Raw genomic sequence first — 21,396 nt, forward strand, 5'->3', positions numbered from 1 at the left:
CCTTCGTCGTCGGGGGAGCGGGGGCTCAGCCGAAGCGACCGGAGATGTAGTCCTCGGTGGCCTGCTGCGTCGGGTTGTTGAAGATGCGCGTCGTGTCGTCGATCTCGATGAGCCGACCGGGCTCGCCGGTCGCCTTGAGGTTGAAGAAGGCCGTCCGGTCCGAGACGCGGGCCGCCTGCTGCATGTTGTGCGTGACGATGACGATGGTGAAGTCGTTCTTCAGCTCGTTGATGAGGTCCTCGATGGCGAGCGTCGAGATCGGGTCGAGCGCCGAGCACGGCTCGTCCATGAGGAGCACCTGGGGCTGCACGGCGATGGCGCGGGCGATGCAGAGGCGCTGCTGCTGGCCGCCGGAGAGGCCGGCGCCGGGCTTGGCGAGGCGGTCCTTGACCTCGTTCCACAGGTTGGCGCCCTTGAGCGAGGACTCGACGATGCCGTCGAGCGTCTTCTTGTTCTTGACGCCGTTGAGCCGCAGGCCGGCCGCGACGTTGTCGTAGATCGACATCGTCGGGAACGGGTTCGGGCGCTGGAACACCATGCCGACCGTGCGGCGCACGGTCACGGGGTCCATCGAGCTGGCATAGAGGTCCTGGTCGTCGAGCATGACCTTGCCCTCGACGCGACCGCCGGGGATCACCTCGTGCATGCGGTTGAGCGTGCGCAGGAAGGTCGACTTGCCGCAGCCCGACGGCCCGATGAAGGCCGTGACGGACCGGGGCTCGACCGTCATCGAGACGCCCTCGACGGCCTTGAAGGCGCCGTAGTAGACGTTGAGGTCGGTGACGTCGATTCGCTTTGCCATGTTCGAGGATTCGCTTTCTCTTACTTCTTGACCGAGCCGTAGTGCGCGATGACCCGGCCGATGAGGTTGAGCAGCAGGACGAGGAGGATCAGGGTGAGGGCGGCGCCCCACATGCGCTCCGCGGCGGTCGACAGGGCGAAGTCGCCGCGGTCCTGGTTGATCATCATCGGCAGCGTCGGGAAGTTGCCGTTGAACAGGTCGCGCTGGAAGTTCTTCGTGTACGGCGCGAGGATGAGCAGCGGCGCCGTCTCGCCCATGACGCGGGCGATGCCGAGCAGCACGCCGGTGACGATGCCCGAGAAGGCCGTGCGCAGCACGACCTTGACGACCGTGACCCACTTGGGCACACCGAGGGCGTATGCCGCCTCCCGCAGCTCGTTGGGCACGAGCTTGAGCATCTCCTCCGTGGAGCGCACGACGACGGGGATCATGAGCAGCACGAGGGCCAGCGAGGCGGCGAAGCCGGAGCGCCCGATGCCGAAGGTCGTCACCCACACCGCGTAGATGAACAGCGCCGCGACGATGGACGGCACGCCCGAGAGGATGTCGACGGTGAAGCTGATGGCCTTCGCGAGCCGGCCCCGGCCGTACTCGACGAGGTAGACGGCCGTGAGGATGCCGATGGGCACGGCGATGAGCGCCGTGAAGCCGACCATCGTCAGGGTGCCCTCGATGGCGTGCCGCGCGCCGCCGCCGAAGTCGTCGGAGTTGACGTTGCGCTGGTTGCCCGTCCACCACGTCGAGGTGGTGAGCATGTGGGCGCCCTTGGCCACGACGGTGCCGAGGATCCAGACGAGCGGCACCATGGCGAGCGCGAAGGCGGACCACATGACGACGCGGGCGAGCACGTCCTTGGCCGCGCGGGCCCGGTGCGGGCTGCGCATCTCGGCGAGGGCGTCGCGGCCCGGGCGGTCGCCCGGCGGGGTCGCGGCGTCGTCGACGACGCCGGGGGCGTCGCCGGGCGCGCGGCGGTCGGTCGCGGTGCTCATTCGGTGAAGGCCTTCCTGCGCTCGATGACGACGCGGGCGATGCTGTTGACGATGAACGTCAGCACGAAGAGGACGAGGCCGGCGGCGATGTAGGCGCCCGTCTTGCCGGGGTTGCTGAACTCGGCCGCGTTGTTCGCGATCTTCGAGGCGAACGTCTCGCCGCCGTTGAAGAGCGAGAACGTCCACTTCGCCCCGTCGGGCAGCGCCGAGACGAGGAAGGTGACGGCGATCGTCTCGCCCAGGGCCCGGCCGAGCGCCAGCATGGCGGCCGAGATGACGCCCGGCCGGCCGAACGGCAGCACCGCGGTGCGGATCATCTCCCACTGGGTGGCGCCCAGGGCGAGCGCGCCCTCCTGGTGCGCGACCGGCGTCTGCGCGAAGACCTCGCGCGACAGCGCCGTGACGATGGGCAGCACCATGATCGACAGGACGATGCCGATGAAGAAGATCGTGCCGCCGGAGATGCCGGCGGGCGCGAAGATCGGGACCCAACCGAGCGTCTCCTCGATCCACGTCTGCACCGGCTTCCACACCGGGAAGAAGGTGATGAGGCCCCAGAGGCCGTAGACGATCGAGGGCACCGCGGCGAGGAGGTCGACGAGCGTGGCGGCGGGGCGGCGCAGCCAGCTCGGGGCGTACTGCGTCAGGAAGAGCGCGACCGCGACCCCGACCGGCACGGCGATGAGCATCGCGATGGTCGAGGCGGCGACGGTCGTCCAGAGGAACTCGAGGATGCCGAAGCCCGGCTGCTCGCCGCCCGGCGCCCACACCCGGCTCGTGAAGAAGTTCTCCGAGTTGTTGCGCAGGGCCGGCACGGCCTGCACGACGAGGAAGGCCGCGATGAGGGTGACGACGGCGATGACGACGATGCCGGACGCGGTGGCGGCGCCACCGAAGATCCGGTCCCCGAGGCGACCCGTCGACGCCTGGTCCGCGTGCAGCGGCGGTCGGCCCTCGGGCCCGGGAGACTGGTCCGCGGCGGACACGCCCGTGACGGTGGACACGTGCTGGCCCCCTTCCTTCGGTTGCGGTGAACCCGCAGGGGCGGACGCCGGGTGCGGCGCCCGCCCCTGGGTCGGGCGGTGAGTCAGGAGATCGCGTCGACCGCGGTCTGCACCTTGGTGGCGACCTCGGCGGGCAGCGGGGCGTAGCCCTTGGACTCGAGGCCCTTCTGCACGTCGTCGGAGGCGAAGGTCTTGAGGAAGCTCTTGACCTTCTTGCCCGTCTCGGCGTCGGCGTACTTCGAGCAGACGATCTCGTACGTCACGAGGACGATCGGGTAGGCCCCGGCCTCCTTGGTGGCGTAGTCGATCTTGAGGGCGAGGTCGTTGCCCGTGCCGGTCTGCTTCGCCGTGGCGATCGTCTTGCCGGCCGACTCGGCGGTCAGCTCGACCGGGCCCGCGCCGGTGTCGATCTGGGCCATCTTCAGCGAGTTCTGCTGGGCGTAGGAGAGCTCGACGTACGTGATGCCGCCGTCCTGGCCCTTCGTCGCGGTGGCGACGCCGGCGGACTTCTCCTTGCCCTCACCCTTGCCGGTCCACTTCTTGCCGGTCTCGTAGGACCAGGCGTCGGGGGCAGCGGCCTTGAGGTACTTCGTGAAGTTCTCGGTGGTGCCCGACTCGTCGGAGCGGAAGAAGACCTTGATGGGGGTGGCCGGCAGGGTGACGCCCTTGTTGAGGGCGGCGATGGCCGGGTCGTTCCACGTCGTGATCTTGCCGTCGAAGATCTTCGCGGCCACCTCGGCGTCCAGCACGAGCGTGTCGACGCCCTGCACGTTGTAGGCGATGGCGATCGGGCCGGTGACCATGGGGAGGTTCCAGGCGTCCGAGCCGCACGAGGCCTTGGCGTCGTCGGCCTCGACCTTGCCGTCCTTCGGCTCGGTCTTGAGCGCGGAGTCCGAGCCGGCGAAGTCGACCTGCTTGGCGATGAACTGCTTGATGCCGGCGCCCGAGCCCGTGGGCTGGTAGTCGATGTTGGCGTCGGCGCAGGCCGTCTGGTACGCCTTGATCGCCTCGTCGATGGCGTTCTTCTGGGCCGAGGAGCCCTCCGCCTTGAGGTCACCGCTGAAGCAGTCGCCACTGGCCGTCGAACCGGCGGCGGTGGAGCCCGCGCCGGGTGCGGTGCCGTTGTTCTCGGACGCGCAGGCCGACAGCGCCAGGGCGCCGGACAGGGCGACGGCGCCGATGGCGCTGAAACGCGAAACAGACACGAGTGTGATCCCTCTCGATGGGGTGTTCCTGAGGTGTTCCGGATGGTGGGGACGAACCTCTGGCAGCGCTGCCGGACGTCTCGTCCACGGCGAACATAGGTGCGCCGGGTGACCGTTCGTCCATCTGCGGTGAACGCCGGGTGAACGGCGGGCGACGACTTGGGACGGGCCCCGTACTGGGGGTGCGCGTGGGGTCACCCCGGCCCACGATGGAGGGTTGGGATCAGGTGTCGATGCGCTCGACGTCGACGATCCGGGCGTCCGCCCCCCGGCCGACGAGGTGGCACACGAGCACCTCGCCCTTGCCCATGGCCGAGGAGGCCGCCGCCTCCAGCCGGTCGGCCGCGGCGCGGCCGCGCTCGGGGGTGGGCCCCACCCGCTCGGCGAGCAGCGTGAGCAGGGTCGGCAGCACCGGGCCGTGGCTGCACAGGGCGGCGGGGTCGCCCTTGTCGAGCAGGCGCTCGAGCTGGGTCACCGCGCCGGCGGAGGACGCGGCGAAGCCCTCCTCGGACAGCGCGTCGCGGGCCCGCACGCGCAGCCCGCGCGACACGGCATACGGCTCGACGGTGGCGACGCAGCGGACCGACGACGACGAGACGACCCGGGTCACGCCGTAGGCGCCGAGGGCGGCCGCGACGGTGCGGGACTGGGCGAGGCCCACCGCGTCGAGCGGGCGCAGCCGGTCGTCAGCCGCCCACTTGCCGCGGGGCCTCGCCTTGGCGTGGCGCACGAGCGCGAGGGGCCAGGTGCGCAGCTCCCCGGCGCGCTCGGCGCGCACGAGCGCGAGCAGCTGCTCCCGGTCTCGGGCGTAGTCGAGGCGGTCGTGCGCGGTGCGCACGTCGACCCACGCGACCTCGTCGATCTCGTGCTCCAGCTCGCCGGTGCCGCCGGTGACGCGCGCGGCCCAGTAGTGCACCCGCTTGGTCGCCGGCCCGCCCGTCGAGTCGAGCACGGGGTACTCCGCCGACGGCAGCGGCACGCCGAGCCGGACGACCAGACCGGTCTCCTCGAAGGTCTCGCGGGCCGCGGCCACGCACGGGTGCTCACCGCGGTCGAGCTTGCCCTTGGCCCACGACCAGTCGTCGTACTTGGGGCGGTGGACGAGGGCGACCTCGAGCCGTCCGTCGCGGCGGCGCCAGGGCAGGGTGCCGGCGGCGGGGATCACGGAGGCCACGCGTGCCAGTCTGCCCGATCGGCGCCGTGCGGTCGCCCCGACGTCCCGAGGGGCGGTATGCCGTCAGCTGAGCAGGTCGGCGATCGCACGCTCGAGCGTGGGGTGGGCGAAGGTGAACCCCGCGTCACGGAGGACGTCGGACGTGCAGTGTCGCCCGGTCAGTCCGAGCGCCGGGTCGGTGCGCAGCGCGATGCTGCCGACCCGCACGGCGACGGTGGGCGTGGGCGGCGACGGCGGCCGGTGCAGGTGCCGGCGCAGGGCGGCCATGAGGTCGGCGTTGCGCACCGGGGTCGGCGCTGCGCCCACGACGACGCCGTCGGGCAGGGCGGGGCCCGACGGCAGGCCCAGGCCGCCCCGGACGACGGCCAGCCAGTCGTCGACGTGGATCCAGCTGAACCACTGGCGCCCGCCGCCGACCCGGCCGCCGAGCCCCAGGCGGGTGAGGCCGGTGAGGCGGTCGAACGCCGGGGACCCGGCCTGCAGGACGATCGAGGTGCGCAGCACGACGAGGTGGTCCGTGGCCGCGCCTTCCACGGCCGCCTCCCACGGCCGTGCCACTCCCGTCATCTGGGGCAGCGCGTCCGCGCCGGTGGGCAGCGGGATGCCCTCGGTGACGCGGGCCTCGCCGGCGTCCGACCAGATGGCCGTCGTCGAGCCCTGCACCCACGCGGCGAGCGGGCGGGGCAGTGCGCGGCTCGCCTCGACGAGGGCGCGCGTCGGGTCGACCCGCGACGTGCGCAGCTCGTCGACGGTCCGCGCCGTCGGGCGGGCGTCGACGAGGCGGCCCGCGAGGTTGACCACGGCGGTGCGGGCGGGCTCGGCGAGCTCACGGGTCCACGCCCCCTGCCGGATGCCGTCCCACTCGGTCTGCCGGTAGGGCAGGCGCGGGTCGCGCCGCCGGGTGAGGAGCACGACCTCGTGACCCCGCGCGGTGAGGTCGGCGGCGAGGCTGCGCCCCAGCGTGCCCGAGCCCCCGGCCACGACGACCTTGCGCAGGTCGCGGGAGGGGACGACGACGAGGGCAGCCAGCCGGGCGACGTGCTCGGGCCAGCCGTCGGCCAGCGAGCGGGCGACGCCGAGCACGACGGGCGTCGTGAGCGGGCCCGTCACGATCACACGCTGCCGGAGCAGCGTGCCGGTGCCGTCGGGGTCGACGGTCCACTCGACCCGCATCACCCCGCCGGGGTTGGGCTGCTCGACGACGAGGGTGCGGGGCGCGTCGAGGGTGACGACCCGCAGCGGCGGTGCGGTGCGGCCGTGCAGCTCGCGGGCCCAGCGCACGGACGGCAGGTAGGCGGCCGTGGCCCCGCTGCGCGGAGGGCCGTCGACGGTCACCTCGTGGATCGCCGCGCACCACTCCGGCCACCGGCGGGGGTCGCCGACGACCGCCCAGACGGCGTCGGGGTCGGCGGCGAGGTGCTGGGCGTGGGTGCGCTGCCAGGTCATGCCCACACCGTAGGGCTCAGTCGAGGCAGAACTCGTTGCCCTCGACGTCCTGCATGACGAGGCACGACTCGGTGAAGCCGTCGGCGCGCAGCAGCTGCACGCGGCGCGCCCCGAGCCGCTCGAGCCGGTCGCCCTCCGACTCGAGGGCCGCGAGGCGCTCGTCGCCGCGCAGGCCGGTGCCGACGCGGACGTCGAGGTGCACGCGGTTCTTGACGACCTTGCCCTCGGGCACCCGCTGGAAGAACAGCCGCGGCCCGGCGCCCGTCGGGTCGACGCACGCGAACGCCGACCCCTGGCGCTCGGCCGGCAGCGAGCGGTCGAAGGCGCCCCAGTCCTTGAAGCCCGGCGGGGGAGGCGGCACGACGTAGCCGAGCACCTCACACCAGAACCGGGCGACCCGCTCGGGGTCGGCGCAGTCGACGGTGACCTGGACCTGCCTGACGCTCGCCATGCCGCCCACCTTAGGGGCGCGGTCAGCGGCGACGGGCCTTGCGGCGTCGCTTGTCGTGGCGCTCGATGAGCTTCTCCTGCAGGTCGTCGAAGGGCTCGCCGGACTCCGACTGGTGGTGCCGGGTCCACCGGCCGTCGGAGCCGAGGTCCCAGCGCGAGGTGGTCTCGGCGAAGGCGAGGTCGATGAGGTCGGCGAGCTCGACGACGTGGGCGGGCTCGGAGATCCGCACGAGCGCCTCGACGCGACGGTCGAGGTTGCGGTGCATCATGTCGGCGCTGCCGATGTAGACCTGCGGGTCGCCGCCGTGGTCGAACCAGAAGACCCGCGAGTGCTCGAGGAAGCGCCCGAGGATCGAGCGCACCCGGATGTTCTCCGACAGGCCCTCGACGCCGGGACGCAGCGCGCAGATGCCGCGCACCCAGATGTCGACGTGCACGCCGGCGATGCTCGCGCGGTAGAGCGCGTCGATGAGCGCCTCGTCGACGATCGAGTTGGCCTTGATGACGATGCGACCGGGCGGGGCGTCCTTGCGTCGGGCCTCGTGGAGCTCGATCTCGTCGTCGACGAGGTCGATGAGACCCGAGCGCACCGACCGCGGCGCGACGAGCAGCCGCTTGAACTTGCTCCGGGGGGCGAAGCCCGAGAGCAGGTTGAACAGGCGCGAGAGGTCCTCGCCGACCTGCGGGTCGGTGGTGAAGAGGCCGAAGTCCTCGTAGACACGGGCCGTCTTCGGGTTGTAGTTGCCGGTGCCGATGTGGCAGTAGCGCACGAGGCCCTCGGACTCCTGGCGCACGACGAGGCACAGCTTGGCGTGGGTCTTGAGGCCGACGACGCCGTAGACGACGTGCACGCCCGCCTCCTCGAGCTTGCGCGCCCAGGAGATGTTGTTGACCTCGTCGAAGCGGGCCTTGATCTCGACGACGGCGAGCACCTGCTTGCCGGCCTCGGCGGCGTCGATGAGGGCGTCGATGATGGGGGAGTCGCCGGAGGTGCGGTAGAGGGTCTGCTTGATCGCGAGGACCTTGGGGTCGTTCGCGGCCTGCTCGATGAAGGCCTGCACGGACGTCGAGAACGAGTTGTAGGGGTGCTGGACGAGGACGTCCTTCTGCCGCACCGCCGCGAGCAGGTCGATCGCCTTGGCGCTCTCGGTGGGCGCGAAGTCGGGGTGGCTGCGGGGGAAGAACTTGGGGAACTCGAGGTCGCTGCGGTCGACGTCGGCGATGGTGAACAGGCCGCGCAGGTCGAGCGGCGTCGGCAGCCGGTAGATCTCGCGGTCGCTGATCTGCAGCTCGCGGGCGAGCATGTCGAGCACCTTGGGGTCGATGTCGTCCTCGACCTCGAGGCGGATCGGCGGCCCGAAGCGCCGGCGCGTCAGCTCCTTCTCCAGGGCCGTCAGCAGGTTCTCGGCGTCGTCCTCCTCGACCTCGAGGTCCTCGTTGCGGGTGACCCGGAAGGAGAAGTGCTCCTGCACGAGCATGCCGGGGAAGAGCTGGTCGAGGTGGCTCGCGATGACGTCCTCGAGCGGCACGAAGCGCTTGCGCTCGACCTCGGCGTCGACGTCCTCCTCGACGAGGATGAAGCGGGGCAGGCTCGGCGGCACCTTGACGCGCGCGAAGTGCTCCGAGCCCGTCTTCGGGTTCTGCAGCAGCACGGCGAGGTTGAGCGAGAGCCCCGAGATGTAGGGGAACGGGTGCGCCGGGTCGACGGCGAGCGGGGTGAGCACCGGGAAGACCCGCTCGGCGAAGAAGAAGTGGAGCGGCTCGCGGTCGTCCTCGTCGAGGTCGTCCCAGCGCACGATGGTGATGCCCTCGTCGCCGAGCGACGGCCGCACGTCGTGCTGGAACACGGAGGCGTGCTGCTGCATCAGCTCGTGCGCGAGGCGGGCCACCCGCTCGAGCAGCTCACGCGGCTCGAGGCCGGCCGCGGTGCGCACGGCGAGGCCGGTCGCGATGCGGCGCTTGAGCCCCGCCACCCGCACCATGAAGTACTCGTCGAGGTTGTTCGCGAAGATCGCGAGGAACCGGGTGCGCTCGAGCAGGGGCACGGCCGGGTCCATCGCGAGCTGGAGCACCCGCTCGTTGAACTGCAGCCACGACAGCTCGCGCTCGAGGTAGCGGTCGGCCGGCAGGTCGTCGTCGCCGTCGGACTGACCGCCCTGGCCGACGAAGCGGCCGTTCGGGGCCCGCGCGGGCACGCGCCGGGTGGGCACCGTGCTCGTGAACGAGCTGACCTCGGCCGCCTCGGAGGTGTCGGAGAGCTCGGACGCCTCGGGCGTGGCCGAGCCGTCCGTCTGGATCTCGAGGTCGGTGGAGGTGAGGCTGCCGGTGCTCATGACCCCATCGTGGCACCGTTGGGTGACGAGGAGGTGAAGTCGTCCGGGCGCGCGAACTGGCGGTGCAGCTCGACGTCCTCGAAGCCGAGCCCGCGGTAGGTGCGCACGGCGGCGACGTTGTCCTCGTCGACGTAGAGCACGACGCGCTCGAGACCGCGCGAGCGCAGGTGGTCGAGGCCCAGCACCGTGACGACCCGGCCGAGGCCCTGCCCCTGCCGGTCCGGTGAGACCGCCACGACGTAGACCTCGCCGACGCTGCCGTCCGGCGGGTCGACCTTGGTCCAGTGCGAGGCCGCGAGCACGTCGGGGTCGTCGTCGGGCACGACGAGGATCAGCCCCGCCGGGTTCCACCACGCCTGCTCCATCCGCTGGTCGAGGTCCGCCCGGCGCAGCGAGCCCTGCTCGGGGTGGTGCGCGAAGGCGGCGGCGTTGAGGGCCAGCCACGCCTCCTCGTCGCGCCCGGGCTCGAAGGAGCGCACGGCATACCCGCTCGGCACCGCGGCGGCGGGCCAGGGCGTGCCCGCCCGGAGCGACCGGCCCATGACGTGGAGCGAGCGCACCGGCCGGAGGCCGCCGGCAGCGGCGAAGGCCGCGGCCGCCTCGGCGCCGGCCCCCGTGGCGTGGCTCCACACCCGCGCGTCGGCGGGCAGCCGCCCCAGCAGCGCGGAGCCCACGCCCCCGCGGCGCGCCCGCGGGGAGACGACGAGCTCCGCCGACGGGTGCGGGTCCGCGCGGCGGCACTGCGCGTAGCCGAGCAGCTCCCCGTCGGCGCCGAGCGCGAGCAGGTGGTCGACGCCGTCGTGCTCCCGGGCGCGCACGGAGAGGCGGAACTGCTCCGAGAGCGGCTCGGACCCGTCGGCCCGGGCGGCCTCAGCGGCCAGGGCGAGCACGGCCTCGGCCTCGCGGTCGGTGAGCGGCTGGGTCTCGTCGCGCTGGGCGACCGTCGGGCGCGGCATACGGCGATTCCACCACAGGCTCCGCCCGGCGCGACGGCCCCGCGGGTGGCCGGGTGCCGTTCACCGAGCCGACACCGTCCAGCGCCCCACCCGGCCCCGCGCGCCGCTAGCCTCCCTCTCGTGCCGCGGAGGCACGCACCGGAGTGAAAGAGGAAGCACATGACCCGAAAGACTCGCCGCATCACGGGAGTCGCGTTCGCCGCCGTCTGCGCGGCGGCCGTGGCGGCCCCGGCGCTCGCCGCGCCCGCGACGCCGATGCACGGTGGCGGCCACGGCGGCCACCACTGGCCCTGGCCCGTGCCGAGCCGCTACGCGGACCTGCAGATCCTGTCGTTCAACGACTTCCACGGCAACCTCGAGGCCCCGAGCGGCTCGAGCGGCCGGCTCCAGACGGGTCCGGCGACGACCGACACGACGAACGTCGGCGGTGTCGAGTACCTCGCGACGCACCTCAAGCAGGCCCGCATCGGCCACAAGAACACCGTCACGGTGGCCGCCGGCGACATGGTCGGCGCCTCGCCGCTGCTGTCGGCCGCCTTCCACGACGAGCCGACCGTCGAGTCGCTCAACACGCTCGGTCTCGACATCACGGCCGTGGGCAACCACGAGTTCGACGAGGGCTACAAGGAGCTCCAGCGCCTCCAGCGCGGCGGCTGCATCGACGACGGCGACGGCGCGAACAACCAGAACTCCTGCCCCGCAGGCCGGTTCAAGGGCGCCGACTTCCAGTACCTCGCCGCGAACGTCGTCGAGAAGCGCACCGGCCGCACGATCCTGCCGTCCTACGCGATCAAGCGCTTCCCGAACGGCGCGCGCGTCGGCTTCATCGGCATGACCCTCAAGGACACGCCCTCGATCGTCACCGCCTCGGGCATCGCCGGCCTCGAGTTCAAGGACGAGGTGGCCACGGCCAACGCCCTCGTGCCCAAGCTCAAGCGCCAGGGCGTCAACGCGATCGTCGTGCTCGTGCACCAGGGCGGCACCCCGCCGGCCAGCACGCCCTACGACTACACGTGCAAGGGCGGCGGCACGCTGTCGGCCGACTCGCCCATCATCCCGATCGTCAAGAACCTCCGCCCGGAGATCGACATGGTCATCTCGGGACACACCCACCAGCCGTACGTCTGCGCCATCCCCGACTCGAACGGCAAGCCGCGTCTCGTGACGTCGGCGTCGTCGTTCGGGCGCCTCTACAACGACACCGAGGTGCGCTACGACCGCTGGACGCAGGACCTCGTGCGCCCGACGGAGGCCGACTCGCGCAACAACCTCGTGACGCGCACCGTCGCGGCCGACCCGGCCCAGACCGCGCTCATCGCGAAGTACAAGGAGCTCGTCAAGACCATCGCGAGCAAGATCGTCGGCACCATCTCCGCGGACGTCACGAAGACGCAGAACGTCGCCGGGGAGTCGCAGCTCGGTGACCTCATCGCCGACGCCCAGCTCGCCGACCCGTCCGTCGTGACGGGCGGGCAGACGCCGGTCATCGGGTTCATGAACCCCGGCGGCATCCGCGCCGACCTCACCTACGCCAACAGCCCCTACGGCGAGCCGGCCGGCAAGGTCACCTTCGAGGAGGCGTTCACGGTCCAGCCGTTCAACAACTACCTCGTCTCGATGACCCTGACGGGCCAGCAGGTCTACGACGTGCTGAACCAGCAGTGGGCCGGGGCCAACGCCGGCACCGCGGCCAAGGTGCTGCAGGTGAGCAAGGGCTTCAGCTACACGCACAACGGCTCGAGCGTCGTCGACGGCACCGTCGCCCTGAACGGCACGCCCATCGACAAGGCCGCGTCGTACCGCATCGTGACGAACAACTTCCTCTCCGACGGCGGCGACAACTTCCCCGCCTTCCGTGACGGCACGGGCAAGTACTTCGGTGGCCTCGACATCGACGCCTTCGCGAACTACCTGACCGGCCTCGAGGGCCAGGGTGGCTACACCCCGGGCCCGCTGACGCGCATCACCAAGGCGCCGTGACCTGACGGCGCACCCGCGCCGCCGCCGTGGACGGCCCGGCTCCCTCGTGGAGCCGGGCCGTTCGTGCGCCTGGGTCCGTATGCCGGGTCGGCCCGGCGTGCGGGTGGGTCGCCTCAGGCGTCGGCGGGCTGCGCCTTCGCCGGTGCCTTCGCCGGTGCCTTCGCGGGTGCGGGGGCCGGTGCGGCGGCCTCGGGGCGGTCCGGGACGAGGCGGTAGCCGACGTTGCGCACGGTGCCGATGAGCGCCTCGTGGTCGGGGCCGAGCTTGGCGCGCAGCCGGCGCACGTGCACGTCGACGGTGCGCGTGCCGCCGTAGTAGTCGTAGCCCCAGACCTCCTGGAGCAGCTGGGCCCGGGTGAACACCCGGCCGGGGTGCTGCGCGAGGTACTTGATCAGCTCGAACTCCTTGTAGGTGAGGTCGAGCGGGTTGCCCCGGAACCTCGCGGAGTAGGACGACTCGTCGATGACGAGGTCGCCCGAGGTGATCGGCACGTCGAGCGCGGCGTCGTCGTCCTGGCCCTTGGTCAGCGCCAGGCGGAGCCGGGCGTCGACCTCGGCGGGCCCGGCCGTGTCGAGGATGACGTCGTCGAGGCCCCACTCGGCGGTCAGGCCGGCGAGGCCACCCTCGGTGAGGACGGCCAGCAACGGTGCCGCGATGCCGGTGGTGCGCAGCACCCGGCAGAGCGAGCGCGCGCTCGCCAGCTCCCGGCGCGCGTCGACGAGCACCGCGTCGCAGTCGGGGGAGTCCACGAGGGCGGCGGCCTCGGCCGGGAGGATGCGCACCGTGTGGCTCAGCAGGCCGAGGGCAGGCAGCACCTCGGCGCTCGGGGCGAGCGCGTTGGTGAGCAGCAGCAGTCGGGCCATCTCATGCAGGATAGGCGAGACTGGTCACGTGCGGACCGGACCGCACCAACCCTGAGACGGAGTGAGATGACCTCGACGACGCCCGCGCAGCAGGCGCCCGACGACGCGGACCCGACGGCGGTCGGGGCCGTGACGGTCCGCTACTGGGCCGCCGCCCGTGCCGCGGCCGGCCGTGACACCGAGCTGCTGCCCGGCACGACCGTGGGTGCGGTCGTCGACGCCGCCGTGGCCCTGCACCCGGAGCTCGAGCGGGTCGCGCAGGTCGCGACGTTCCTGCTCGACGGCGCCAAGGTGGGCCGTCACTCGGCCGTCGCGGCGGGCGCGACCGTCGAGGTGCTGCCGCCCTTCGCCGGCGGGTGATGCACAATGACCGGCGTGCCTGACACCGCCGCCGCCGTCCGGATCCGTTGGGTCCTGCTCGCGGCGACCCTCGTCTCGGGCCTCGCGCTCCTGGCCGCCCAGGCGACGGGGTACGCCGGCACCGTCGCGGTGACCCTCGCCCTCGCCCTCGTCGTCGCCTGGGGCTGGCCGCGGATCACCGGATCGGCCACCCCGTCGGCCACGTCCGGGGTGCTGGCCGTCGCCGCGGTCGCGATCGTCCTCTCCGCCCGCGACGCCGGGCTGCGCTGGTTGCCCGCGGCCGTCGCCTTCGGGCTCGTGCTCGCCTTCTTCGGCCAGCTGGTGCGCCGCTCGGGTCGGGAGGGCCTCGTGCTGACGCTCCTGTCGTCGTTCGGCGGCCTCGCGGTCACGGCCTCCGGGGCGACCGCCGTGGTCGCCGCCCAGAGCGACCGCGGTCGGGCCGTCGCCGTCGTGGCGCTCGCCGCCGTGGTGGCCGCCGTCCTCGGCGACCTCCTCGCTGCCGCCCCGGCCCTGCGCGCCCGGCCCGGCGCCGTCGGCGCCGTGGGCCTCGTCGGCACCGCGGTCGTGGCGTCCGTCGTGGCCGCCGTCGTGTCGACGCGGTTCGACGAGGTGGGTCCGGGCACGGCCCTCGCGATCGGCGCCGCCGTCGGCGTGGTCTCGTGGGCGCTGCGCAGGGTGCTCGCCCTCGAGCCCGAGCTGCCGACGCTGCGCGGCCAGCTGGCCGCCGGCGCCGCCTCGGTGCTCGCCGTCGGCGCCGTCATCAACCTCGCCACCGCCCTCACCTGACCCCCACGCCACCGTCGAGGGGCCACCCTTCGTGGGTCCGCCACCGTCGAGTGGCCACTCTCTGCGGGTCCGCCACCGTCGAGGGGCCACTCTTCGTGGGTCCGCCACCGTCGAGGGGCCACCTGTGGTGGGTGCCGTCAGTAGACGAGCGCCTGGGCCCCCGGCGCCATGACCTCCTCGACGAACACCGCGGCGCCCTTGATCACGGCCCCGTCGACGAGCTGCTCCTGCGCGAGCTCCCGGCGGGCCGCGCACTGCGTGCACACCGTGAGCCGGCCACCCGCGAGCACGGCGTCGCGCAGCTCGCCGAGCGGGGCGGCATGCGCGAGCTCGAAGGCCTCGGCGCGGCCCGGGACCGCCATCCACGTCGACTCGCCCGTCAGCCACAGGGACACGTCGACGCCGCTGGCGACGGCGGTGGCGGCGACGGTGAAGGCCTGCGAGAGGCGCTCGGGGGCCTCGGTGCCGGCGGTGACCTTGACGACGAGCGAGCGTGCGGGGGAGTCCATGCCCTCAGGCTACGATCGGGCGCATGTTCAACCTCGACCAGGACATCCCGGAGCCGCTGCGACCCCTCGCCTGGCTCATCGGACGCTGGGAGGGCGCGGGCGTCGTCGGCTACCCGACGATCGAGTCGGCGCACTTCGGCCAGGAGATCGAGGTCACCCACGACGGCCGTGGCTTCCTCAAGTGGGAGAGCCGCGCGTGGATCCTCGACTCCGAGAACGGCGCCAAGGTGCGGCCGGCAGCGGTCGAGTCGGGCTTCTGGCGCCCGCTCGAGAACGGCGAGGTCGAGCTGCTGCTCGCGCACCCCACCGGCATCCTCGAGCTCTACTACGGCGCCATGGAGCCGGCGAAGATCCAGCTCAAGACCGACGGCGTGCTGCGCGCGCCCGGCGCGAAGGAGTACAACGCGGCGACGCGGATGTACGGCCTCGTCGAGTCGCAGCTGATGTGGGTCATGGACATGGCCGCCGTGGGCCAAGAGCTCCAGAGCCATGTGTCCGCCACCCTCAAGCGCGTCGAGTGACCCACCCCATGACACCGGAATGAGGCGTATGCCGTGAGTGTTCCACCCAGCATGAGCGACCTGGAGCTGCCCACCCGACCGACGACGAGGAGCCCCCTGCTGTCGCGGCCGGGAGCCGTGGCGGGCGAGGGCCTCGAGGCTGGGGTGGCGCTTCACTACGGCGACCCGATGCGCGAGCAGCGCCTCCTCGAGGAGGGCCTCGCGGTCGTCGACCTCTCGAATCGCGACGTCGTCACCGTGACCGGCCCCGACCGGCTCAGCTGGCTCCACTCGCTGACGACGCAGCACCTCCTCGGACTTCAGCCGCGCCAGTCGCGCGAGGCCCTCATCCTCAGCCCCAAGGGCCACGTCGAGCACTCGCTCCACCTCGTCGACGACGGCGAGACGACGTGGGTCACGACCGAGCCCGGTGCGGGTCAGGCCCTCGTCGAGTGGCTCGAGAAGATGCGCTTCATGCTCCGCGTCGAGGTCGCCCTCGTCACCGACGACTGGGCGGTGCTCGGCGAGCCGCACGACAGCGAGTCGGTCGACGGCGAGCCGCTCGCGTGGCGTGACCCGTGGCCCGACCTCGTCGGTGACACGACGGCATACGGCCCCGAGGACGGTCACCCCGGCGTCGACCGCTCGTGGCGCGAGGTCATCGTGCCGCGGACGGATCTCGCTGCGGCCGTGGGGGATCGGCCGTTGGCCGGGCTCTGGGCAGCCGAGGCGCTGCGCATCGCGGCGTGGCGTCCGCGGCTCGGGGTCGACACCGACCACCGCACGATCGTCCACGAGCTCGACTGGCTGCGCACCGCGGTGCACCTGCAGAAGGGCTGCTACCGCGGGCAGGAGACCGTGGCCCGGGTCCACAACCTCGGGCGCCCACCGCGGCGCATCGTCTTCCTCCACCTCGACGGGTCGGGTCACGTGCTGCCGGCGCAGGGGAGCGAGGTCCGAGCCGGTGACCGGGTCGTCGGCCGCGTGACCTCCGTCGGGCGCCACCACGTCGACGGGCCCATCGCGCTCGCCGTCATCAAGCGCAACACCGACCCCGCTCTCGAGCTCCTCGTCGACGACTCGTCGGCGGCGCAGACGACGATCGTCGCCCCCTGACCGGCGGCGCCGCGCGGCGCTGGCAGGATGGGCCGCATGAGCCCTGCACGCACCGCCGCGAGCACCCTGATCACCGTCGCGCCCACGGGGGCCGAGAGCGCCAAGGCGGACGTGCCGGCGCTGCCCACGACGCCGGAGGAGCTCGTCGAGACCGCGATCGCCTGTGAGCAGGCGGGCGCCGCGCTCATCCACATCCACGTGCGTGACCGCGAGCACCAGCCGACGCTCGAGGCGGCCTTCCTCGAGGAGGCCGTCGTCGGCGTGCGTGAGGCGACCGACCTGATCGTGCAGCTCTCGACCGGCGGGGCGATCACCGACCCGCTCGAGAAGCGGCTCACCGTGCTCGACGCGAACCCCGACTCCTGCTCGCTCACCTGCGGCACGACGAACTTCGGCGACGGCGTCTTCCTCAACCCGTGGGGCTTCATGGTCGACCTCTACCGACAGGCGCAGGAGCGGCAGGTCGTGCCGGAGTTCGAGCTCTTCGAGCTCGGCCACGTGCACGCGCTGCGGCGGCTCATCGACGAGTGCGGCCTGCCCTACGGCGGCAAGGTGCACGTCGACTTCGTCACCGGCGTGCCGGGCGCGATGCCGGGCACGCCGCAGGCGCTCCTCGCCGGCGTGGCGATGCTGCCGCCCGAGGTGACGAGCTGGTCGGCGACGGGCATCGGCCGTGCGCACCTGCCGATCGTCGCAGCCGCGCTGTCGGCCGGCGGGCACCTGCGCGTCGGCATGGAGGACAACCTCATGTATGCCAAGGGCCGCCCCGTCGCGCACAACCGCGAGCTCGTCGCGCGCGCCGCCGAGATCGCCACGGTCATGCAGCGCCCGCCGATGACGACCGCCCAGGCGCGGGAGACGCTCGCGATCAGGGACCGCCGCACCCGCTGACCGTCACTGTGGCGGGACTCACGCTGCCCAGAGTTTGCAATCTGCTTGCTGTAGTTAGCACAATGGAGGCATGAGCAAGCTGCCGCTACCCGACCTCGGGGCCTACCTGCGCGAACAGCGCGAGAGCGCCCAGCTGTCACTGCGTCAGCTCGCCGACATGGCCGGGGTCTCCAACCCCTACCTGTCGCAGATCGAGCGGGGGCTGAAGCGCCCGAGCGCCGAGATCCTCCAGCAGATCGCCAAGGGTCTGCAGGTCTCGGCCGAGTCGCTCTACGTCCGGGCCGGCATCCTCGACGAGCGGGCCGGCGACGACCCTGCCGCCGGCTCCGACGTCCTCTCCGCCATCGCCGCCGACCCGGCCCTCACGGACCGGCAGCGCGGGGTGCTCGTCGAGATCTACCGGTCGTTCGTCGGAGAGGACGCGACGAGCCCGCCGACCCTTCCGACCCCACCGACCCCACCGACCACCGCGTCGGGCGCACCGCGCCGACGCCTCGCGACCGGCAGTGCGGCCGGCGCCACCCCAGGACGCACCGAGCTCAACGAGAAGGAGCAGTGAGATGGCACTCACCGACAAGATCAGCAAGGCGATCAAGGACGCACAGAAGCAGGCCGAGGCGGCCGTCGCCGACGTGCGTGGACAGCTCGGCCAGATCGAGGGCCGCGTGCCCGAGGTGACGGTCGACCCGACGCCGTTCTACGCCGTCGTCGGCGCCGCCAACATGGCGATCGACACGGTGCGCACCGCGGGCGAGCAGCTCGAGGTCGCCCGCAAGCAGGCCAAGGGCGCCGACCTGCGCAAGGGCGCCAAGAAGGAGGCCGACCAGATGCAGAAGGACCTGCAGAAGCGCATCGCCGACCTCCAGACGCGCACCGCCGAGCTGCAGAAGCTGGCGACGACGTATGCCGAGCGCTTCGTCACGCAGGCCCAGGACCTCCCGGCGCGCGTCATCAACGAGGGCCTCGTGCTCGCGAGCAACGCCAAGGACCAGTACGACGCCGCCGCCGCCCGCGGCGAGAAGGTCGTCACCGACCTCCGCGCCCAGGGCGAGCGCACCGCGTACGACCTGGCCGAGAAGGGCACGGCCACCGTCACCCGCGGTCGTCGCGTGGCCGAGACGGCCGTGAACGAGGGCGAGAAGGTCGCCCAGACGCTGCTCGACGTCGTCGCCGAGGACGCCTCGCAGCTCGGCTCGCGCGTCGAGGCCGCTGCGGACGCCGTCGAGTCGGCTGCCGCCCCGGTCGCGCCGAAGCGGACCGCCAAGCACGAGAAGGCGATCCGCAGCTCGGCCGCGCAGAAGTCCGCCGCCACGCGCAAGGCGAACGCCGTCGAGGCGACGACGACCCGCAAGGTCGCCGCCCGCAGCTCCGCCACGACCGACGACGCCAACGCCACGGTGGCCCGCAAGGTCGCCCCGGCCAAGCGCGCGGCGCGGAAGACCGCGAAGACGACCGCGAAGAAGGCCGCCTCGGCCACGGGCACCGCCGCCGGGGCCACGAAGCAGGCCACGAAGAAGGCCACGCCGGCCAAGCGCACCGCGAAGAAGACGTCGGCCTCCAGCTGACCGACGCGCGCTGAGCCCCGCTCGCCGAAGGGCCGCCACCCGCACGGGTGGCGGCCCTTCGGCAGTCCCCGGCCCTCCGGCATACTGCGGGGCGTGTCCGATCACCTCGCGCCCACGTCCTCCTCCGTCAGCCCGGCGCTCTCCGCCGCCCCCGTCGTCGCCCACGTCGTGCGGGCAGGCTTCGTCGAGTCGGTGCACCACGGCACCGCGGTCGTCACCGCCCCGGACGGCAGCATCGAGCTCGAGATCGGCGACGCGAGCGGCCCCGTCTTCCCGCGCAGCTCGAGCAAGCCGCTGCAGGCCCTCGCCATGGTGCGCCACGGCCTCGACACCGACGGCCGGCTGCTCGCCCTCGCGTGCGCGAGCCACTCCGGCGAGGACTTCCACGTCGAGGCCGCCCGCGAGATCCTCGCCGGCGCCGGCCTCTCCGAGACCGACCTGCAGAACACGCCCGACTACCCCTACGACGAGGCGGCCCGGATCGCCTGGATCGCCGGCGGCCGGCCCAAGCAGTCGATCGTGCAGAACTGCTCCGGCAAGCACGCGTCGATGCTCGCGACGTGCGTGCGCAACGGCTGGGACCTCGCCACCTACCGCGACCCGTCCCACCCGCTCCAGGTCGCGGTGGCCGACGCCGTGCGCGACCTCACCGGCGCCGAGCCGGCGGCGGTGGCGGTCGACGGGTGCGGCGCGCCGATCCACGCCGTGCCCCTGTCGGGGCTCGCGCTCGCCTTCGGCCGGCTCGCAGCCGCCACCGAGGGGCCGGAGGCGAAGATCGCCGCCGCCGTCCGGGCCTTCCCGGAGTACCTCGGTGGCACGACCCGCGACGTCACGGCCCTCATCCGTGGGGTCGACGGCCTCGTCGCCAAGGACGGCGCCGAGGCGGTCTACGCGGTGGGGCTGCCCGACGGGCGGGGCATCGCGGTCAAGGTCGCCGACGGCTCGTCGCGGGCCCGCAGCGTGCTGCTCGCGGCCGTGCTGCGCCGCATCGGCGTCGGCACCGAGGAGGTGCTCGCGGTGCTCGAGCACGAGCCCGTGCTCGGCCACGGCCAGCCCGTCGGCTCCGTCGTGGCCGTCGGGGTCTGAGCCCGTGCGGGCCGTGCTCCAGCGCGTGACGAGCGCCCGCGTCGAGGTCGCGGGCGAGGTCGTCGGCGCCATCGAGGAGCCCGGGCTGCTCGCCCTCGTCGGCGTCACGCACGACGACGGCCCGGCGCAGGTGGAGCGGATGGCCCGCAAGATCGCCGAGCTGCGCATCCTGCGCGACGAGCAGAGCCTGCTCGACGCGGGCGCCCCCGTGCTCGTCGTGAGCCAGTTCACGCTGTACGCCGACACGCGCAAGGGGCGACGCCCGTCGTGGGGAGCCGCCGCGACGGGTCCGGTGGCCGAGCCGCTCGTCGCGGCCGTCGTCGACGCGCTCCGGGCGCGCGGACTCACCGTCGAGACCGGCCGGTTCGGCGCGATGATGGAGGTCTCGCTCGTCGGGGACGGACCCGTCACCCTGGTCGTCGACGCCTGACCCGCCGCGGTGCGCGGGTTACGCTCTCCCCATGCAGCTCTACGCCGGCTACCAGAGCATCGTCACCCTCATCATCGGGGTCGTCGCCCTCGGGTGCGAGATCTTCGCCTTCGTCGACGCCCTGCGCCACCCGGAGAACGCCTACGCGGCCGCCGGCAAGCGCACCAAGAACTTCTGGTTGCTCATCACGGGCGTGGCCCTGCTCTTCGGCTCGATCTCGGTGTTCAACCCGATCGGGCTGCTCGGCCTCATCGCCTTCGTCGGCGCCGCCGTCTACCTCGCCGACGTGCGCCCGGCGCTCCGCCAGGTGCGCGGCCTCGGAGGGCGTTCGACCAACGGATGGTGAGTCCGGCCCGCGCATGACGTGGGCGCGGCGGCGCATACGGCACACTGGTGCACTCACAACCGATTGGAGAACCATGTCCGACCAGCAGGTTGCCGCTGCAGTCGCCGACCACGAACTCGACGCCCACGAGCACCACCACGAGTCGCACCCGCGCCACACGGCCGACGAGTACGACCTGGGCAACCGCAACCCGACGGAGGACATCTTCGTCGCGGAGCGGCCGTGGGGCGAGTTCCAGCAGTTCGTCTCCAACGAGCAGGTCACCGTCAAGATCATCACCGTGCAGCCGGGTCACCGGCTCTCGTTGCAGCGCCACGACCACCGCGGCGAGATGTGGCAGGTGCTCGACGTGCCGATCGACGTCACCGTGGGTGAGCGCACGTGGAGCGCGCAGCCGGGCGAGACCGTGTGGGTGCCGCGCAACTCGATCCACCGCATGGGCAACTCGGGTGAGCGGGCCGGTCGCCTGCTCGAGGTCGGTTTCGGCCACTTCGACGAGGCCGACATCGAGCGCCTCGAGGACGACTACACCCGCTGAGACTTGCGGTCGCACCGCGACCGATCACGTATGCCGCCGGGCCCGGCCCGGCGGCATGCTGCTGCCC

Annotated in this window: 23 protein-coding genes; 12 read left to right on the forward strand and 11 right to left on the reverse strand. The window is 72.7% G+C overall.

The genetic code is table 11. The annotated features are described in order from the left end of the window. Positions 1 to 25: 25 nt before the first annotated feature. From pstB to mshD, 9 genes are all read right to left on the reverse strand, one after another. A complete protein-coding gene (gene pstB, locus ABD979_RS04690; protein ID WP_345506278.1) occupies positions 26 to 802 on the reverse strand; it encodes a phosphate ABC transporter ATP-binding protein PstB in 777 nt (258 codons plus the stop codon). Between the two features lie 20 nt (positions 803 to 822). Beyond that, a complete protein-coding gene (pstA, locus tag ABD979_RS04695; RefSeq protein ID WP_345506279.1) occupies positions 823 to 1,791 on the reverse strand; it encodes a phosphate ABC transporter permease PstA in 969 nt (322 codons plus the stop codon). Then, positions 1,788 to 2,795 (reverse strand): phosphate ABC transporter permease subunit PstC, encoded by a 1,008-nt coding sequence (pstC, locus tag ABD979_RS04700; RefSeq protein WP_345506280.1) that lies wholly within the window; start codon positions 2,793 to 2,795, stop codon positions 1,788 to 1,790. Before pstC ends, pstA begins: the two co-directional genes overlap by 4 nt. 83 nt (positions 2,796 to 2,878) lie before the next feature. Further along, positions 2,879 to 4,000, reverse strand: coding sequence for a phosphate ABC transporter substrate-binding protein PstS (gene pstS, locus ABD979_RS04705; RefSeq protein ID WP_345506281.1), 1,122 nt, complete (start codon positions 3,998 to 4,000; stop codon positions 2,879 to 2,881). A 223-nt stretch (positions 4,001 to 4,223) separates the two neighbouring features. Continuing rightward, positions 4,224 to 5,174, reverse strand: a complete 951-nt coding sequence (locus tag ABD979_RS04710; RefSeq protein ID WP_345506282.1) for an NUDIX domain-containing protein — start codon at positions 5,172 to 5,174, stop codon at positions 4,224 to 4,226. A gap of 63 nt (positions 5,175 to 5,237) precedes the next feature. After that, positions 5,238 to 6,620, reverse strand: coding sequence for a DUF1731 domain-containing protein (locus tag ABD979_RS04715; RefSeq protein WP_345506283.1), 1,383 nt, complete (start codon positions 6,618 to 6,620; stop codon positions 5,238 to 5,240). A gap of 16 nt (positions 6,621 to 6,636) precedes the next feature. After that, positions 6,637 to 7,071, reverse strand: a complete 435-nt coding sequence (locus ABD979_RS04720; protein WP_345506284.1) for a VOC family protein — start codon at positions 7,069 to 7,071, stop codon at positions 6,637 to 6,639. A gap of 22 nt (positions 7,072 to 7,093) precedes the next feature. Continuing rightward, complete coding sequence (locus ABD979_RS04725; RefSeq protein WP_345506285.1) at positions 7,094 to 9,403, reverse strand: RNA degradosome polyphosphate kinase; 2,310 nt, start codon at positions 9,401 to 9,403, stop codon at positions 7,094 to 7,096. Continuing rightward, entirely contained in the window at positions 9,400 to 10,359 is a 960-nt protein-coding gene (mshD, locus tag ABD979_RS04730; protein ID WP_345506286.1) for a mycothiol synthase, read from the reverse strand. The genes ABD979_RS04725 and mshD overlap by 4 nt, the downstream gene beginning before the upstream one ends. A 159-nt stretch (positions 10,360 to 10,518) precedes the next feature. Here mshD and ABD979_RS04735 point away from each other — a divergent pair, with 159 nt between their 5' ends. Next, entirely contained in the window at positions 10,519 to 12,339 is a 1,821-nt protein-coding gene (locus ABD979_RS04735; RefSeq protein WP_345506287.1) for a bifunctional metallophosphatase/5'-nucleotidase, read from the forward strand. A 113-nt stretch (positions 12,340 to 12,452) separates the two neighbouring features. Here ABD979_RS04735 and ABD979_RS04740 read toward each other — a convergent pair whose 3' ends face one another. Further along, positions 12,453 to 13,202: a response regulator transcription factor gene (locus ABD979_RS04740; protein WP_345506288.1), complete on the reverse strand. Its 750-nt coding sequence runs from the start codon at positions 13,200 to 13,202 to the stop codon at positions 12,453 to 12,455. 66 nt (positions 13,203 to 13,268) lie between these two features. On the opposite strand from ABD979_RS04740, the gene ABD979_RS04745 reads away from it, so the two are divergent. Further along, entirely contained in the window at positions 13,269 to 13,562 is a 294-nt protein-coding gene (locus ABD979_RS04745) for a MoaD/ThiS family protein (protein ID WP_345506289.1), read from the forward strand. Between the two features lie 15 nt (positions 13,563 to 13,577). Further along, the gene (locus tag ABD979_RS04750) at positions 13,578 to 14,348 is read left to right on the forward strand and encodes a hypothetical protein (protein ID WP_345506290.1); all 771 of its coding nucleotides are present in this window, start codon (positions 13,578 to 13,580) and stop codon (positions 14,346 to 14,348) included. Positions 14,349 to 14,485: 137 nt separating this feature from the next. Here the strand turns inward: ABD979_RS04750 and ABD979_RS04755 are convergent, their stop codons facing one another. Then, on the reverse strand, positions 14,486 to 14,857 hold the full coding sequence (locus ABD979_RS04755; protein ID WP_345506291.1) for a DsrE family protein: 372 nt from the start codon (positions 14,855 to 14,857) through the stop codon (positions 14,486 to 14,488). Between the two features lie 23 nt (positions 14,858 to 14,880). On the opposite strand from ABD979_RS04755, the gene ABD979_RS04760 reads away from it, so the two are divergent. The 9 genes from ABD979_RS04760 to ABD979_RS04800 all read left to right on the forward strand — a co-directional run bounded on the left by ABD979_RS04760 (position 14,881) and on the right by ABD979_RS04800 (position 21,329). Further along, on the forward strand, positions 14,881 to 15,378 hold the full coding sequence (locus ABD979_RS04760; protein WP_345506292.1) for a heme-binding beta-barrel domain-containing protein: 498 nt from the start codon (positions 14,881 to 14,883) through the stop codon (positions 15,376 to 15,378). Positions 15,379 to 15,429: 51 nt separating this feature from the next. Then, complete coding sequence (ygfZ, locus tag ABD979_RS04765) at positions 15,430 to 16,473, forward strand: CAF17-like 4Fe-4S cluster assembly/insertion protein YgfZ (protein WP_345506346.1); 1,044 nt, start codon at positions 15,430 to 15,432, stop codon at positions 16,471 to 16,473. 36 nt (positions 16,474 to 16,509) lie between these two features. Next, the gene (locus ABD979_RS04770) at positions 16,510 to 17,364 is read left to right on the forward strand and encodes a beta-keto acid cleavage family enzyme (protein WP_345506293.1); all 855 of its coding nucleotides are present in this window, start codon (positions 16,510 to 16,512) and stop codon (positions 17,362 to 17,364) included. Positions 17,365 to 17,434: 70 nt separating this feature from the next. Beyond that, positions 17,435 to 17,923, forward strand: a complete 489-nt coding sequence (locus ABD979_RS04775; protein WP_345506294.1) for a helix-turn-helix domain-containing protein — start codon at positions 17,435 to 17,437, stop codon at positions 17,921 to 17,923. Position 17,924: 1 nt separating this feature from the next. Beyond that, on the forward strand, positions 17,925 to 18,929 hold the full coding sequence (locus ABD979_RS04780; protein ID WP_345506295.1) for a hypothetical protein: 1,005 nt from the start codon (positions 17,925 to 17,927) through the stop codon (positions 18,927 to 18,929). Between the two features lie 93 nt (positions 18,930 to 19,022). Next, positions 19,023 to 20,015, forward strand: coding sequence for an asparaginase (locus ABD979_RS04785; RefSeq protein WP_345506296.1), 993 nt, complete (start codon positions 19,023 to 19,025; stop codon positions 20,013 to 20,015). Between the two features lie 4 nt (positions 20,016 to 20,019). Further along, positions 20,020 to 20,445 carry a D-aminoacyl-tRNA deacylase gene (gene dtd / locus ABD979_RS04790; RefSeq protein ID WP_345506297.1) on the forward strand — a complete coding sequence of 142 codons (426 nt, stop codon included), beginning with the start codon at positions 20,020 to 20,022 and terminating at the stop codon, positions 20,443 to 20,445. Between the two features lie 31 nt (positions 20,446 to 20,476). Then, entirely contained in the window at positions 20,477 to 20,791 is a 315-nt protein-coding gene (locus tag ABD979_RS04795; protein ID WP_345506298.1) for a DUF2516 family protein, read from the forward strand. Positions 20,792 to 20,864: 73 nt separating this feature from the next. Continuing rightward, on the forward strand, positions 20,865 to 21,329 hold the full coding sequence (locus ABD979_RS04800) for a phosphomannose isomerase type II C-terminal cupin domain (protein ID WP_345506299.1): 465 nt from the start codon (positions 20,865 to 20,867) through the stop codon (positions 21,327 to 21,329). Positions 21,330 to 21,396: the final 67 nt, after the last annotated feature.

This window comes from Terrabacter aeriphilus (assembly GCF_039542985.1).
Classification (GTDB): Bacteria; Actinomycetota; Actinomycetes; order Actinomycetales; family Dermatophilaceae; genus Terrabacter; species Terrabacter aeriphilus.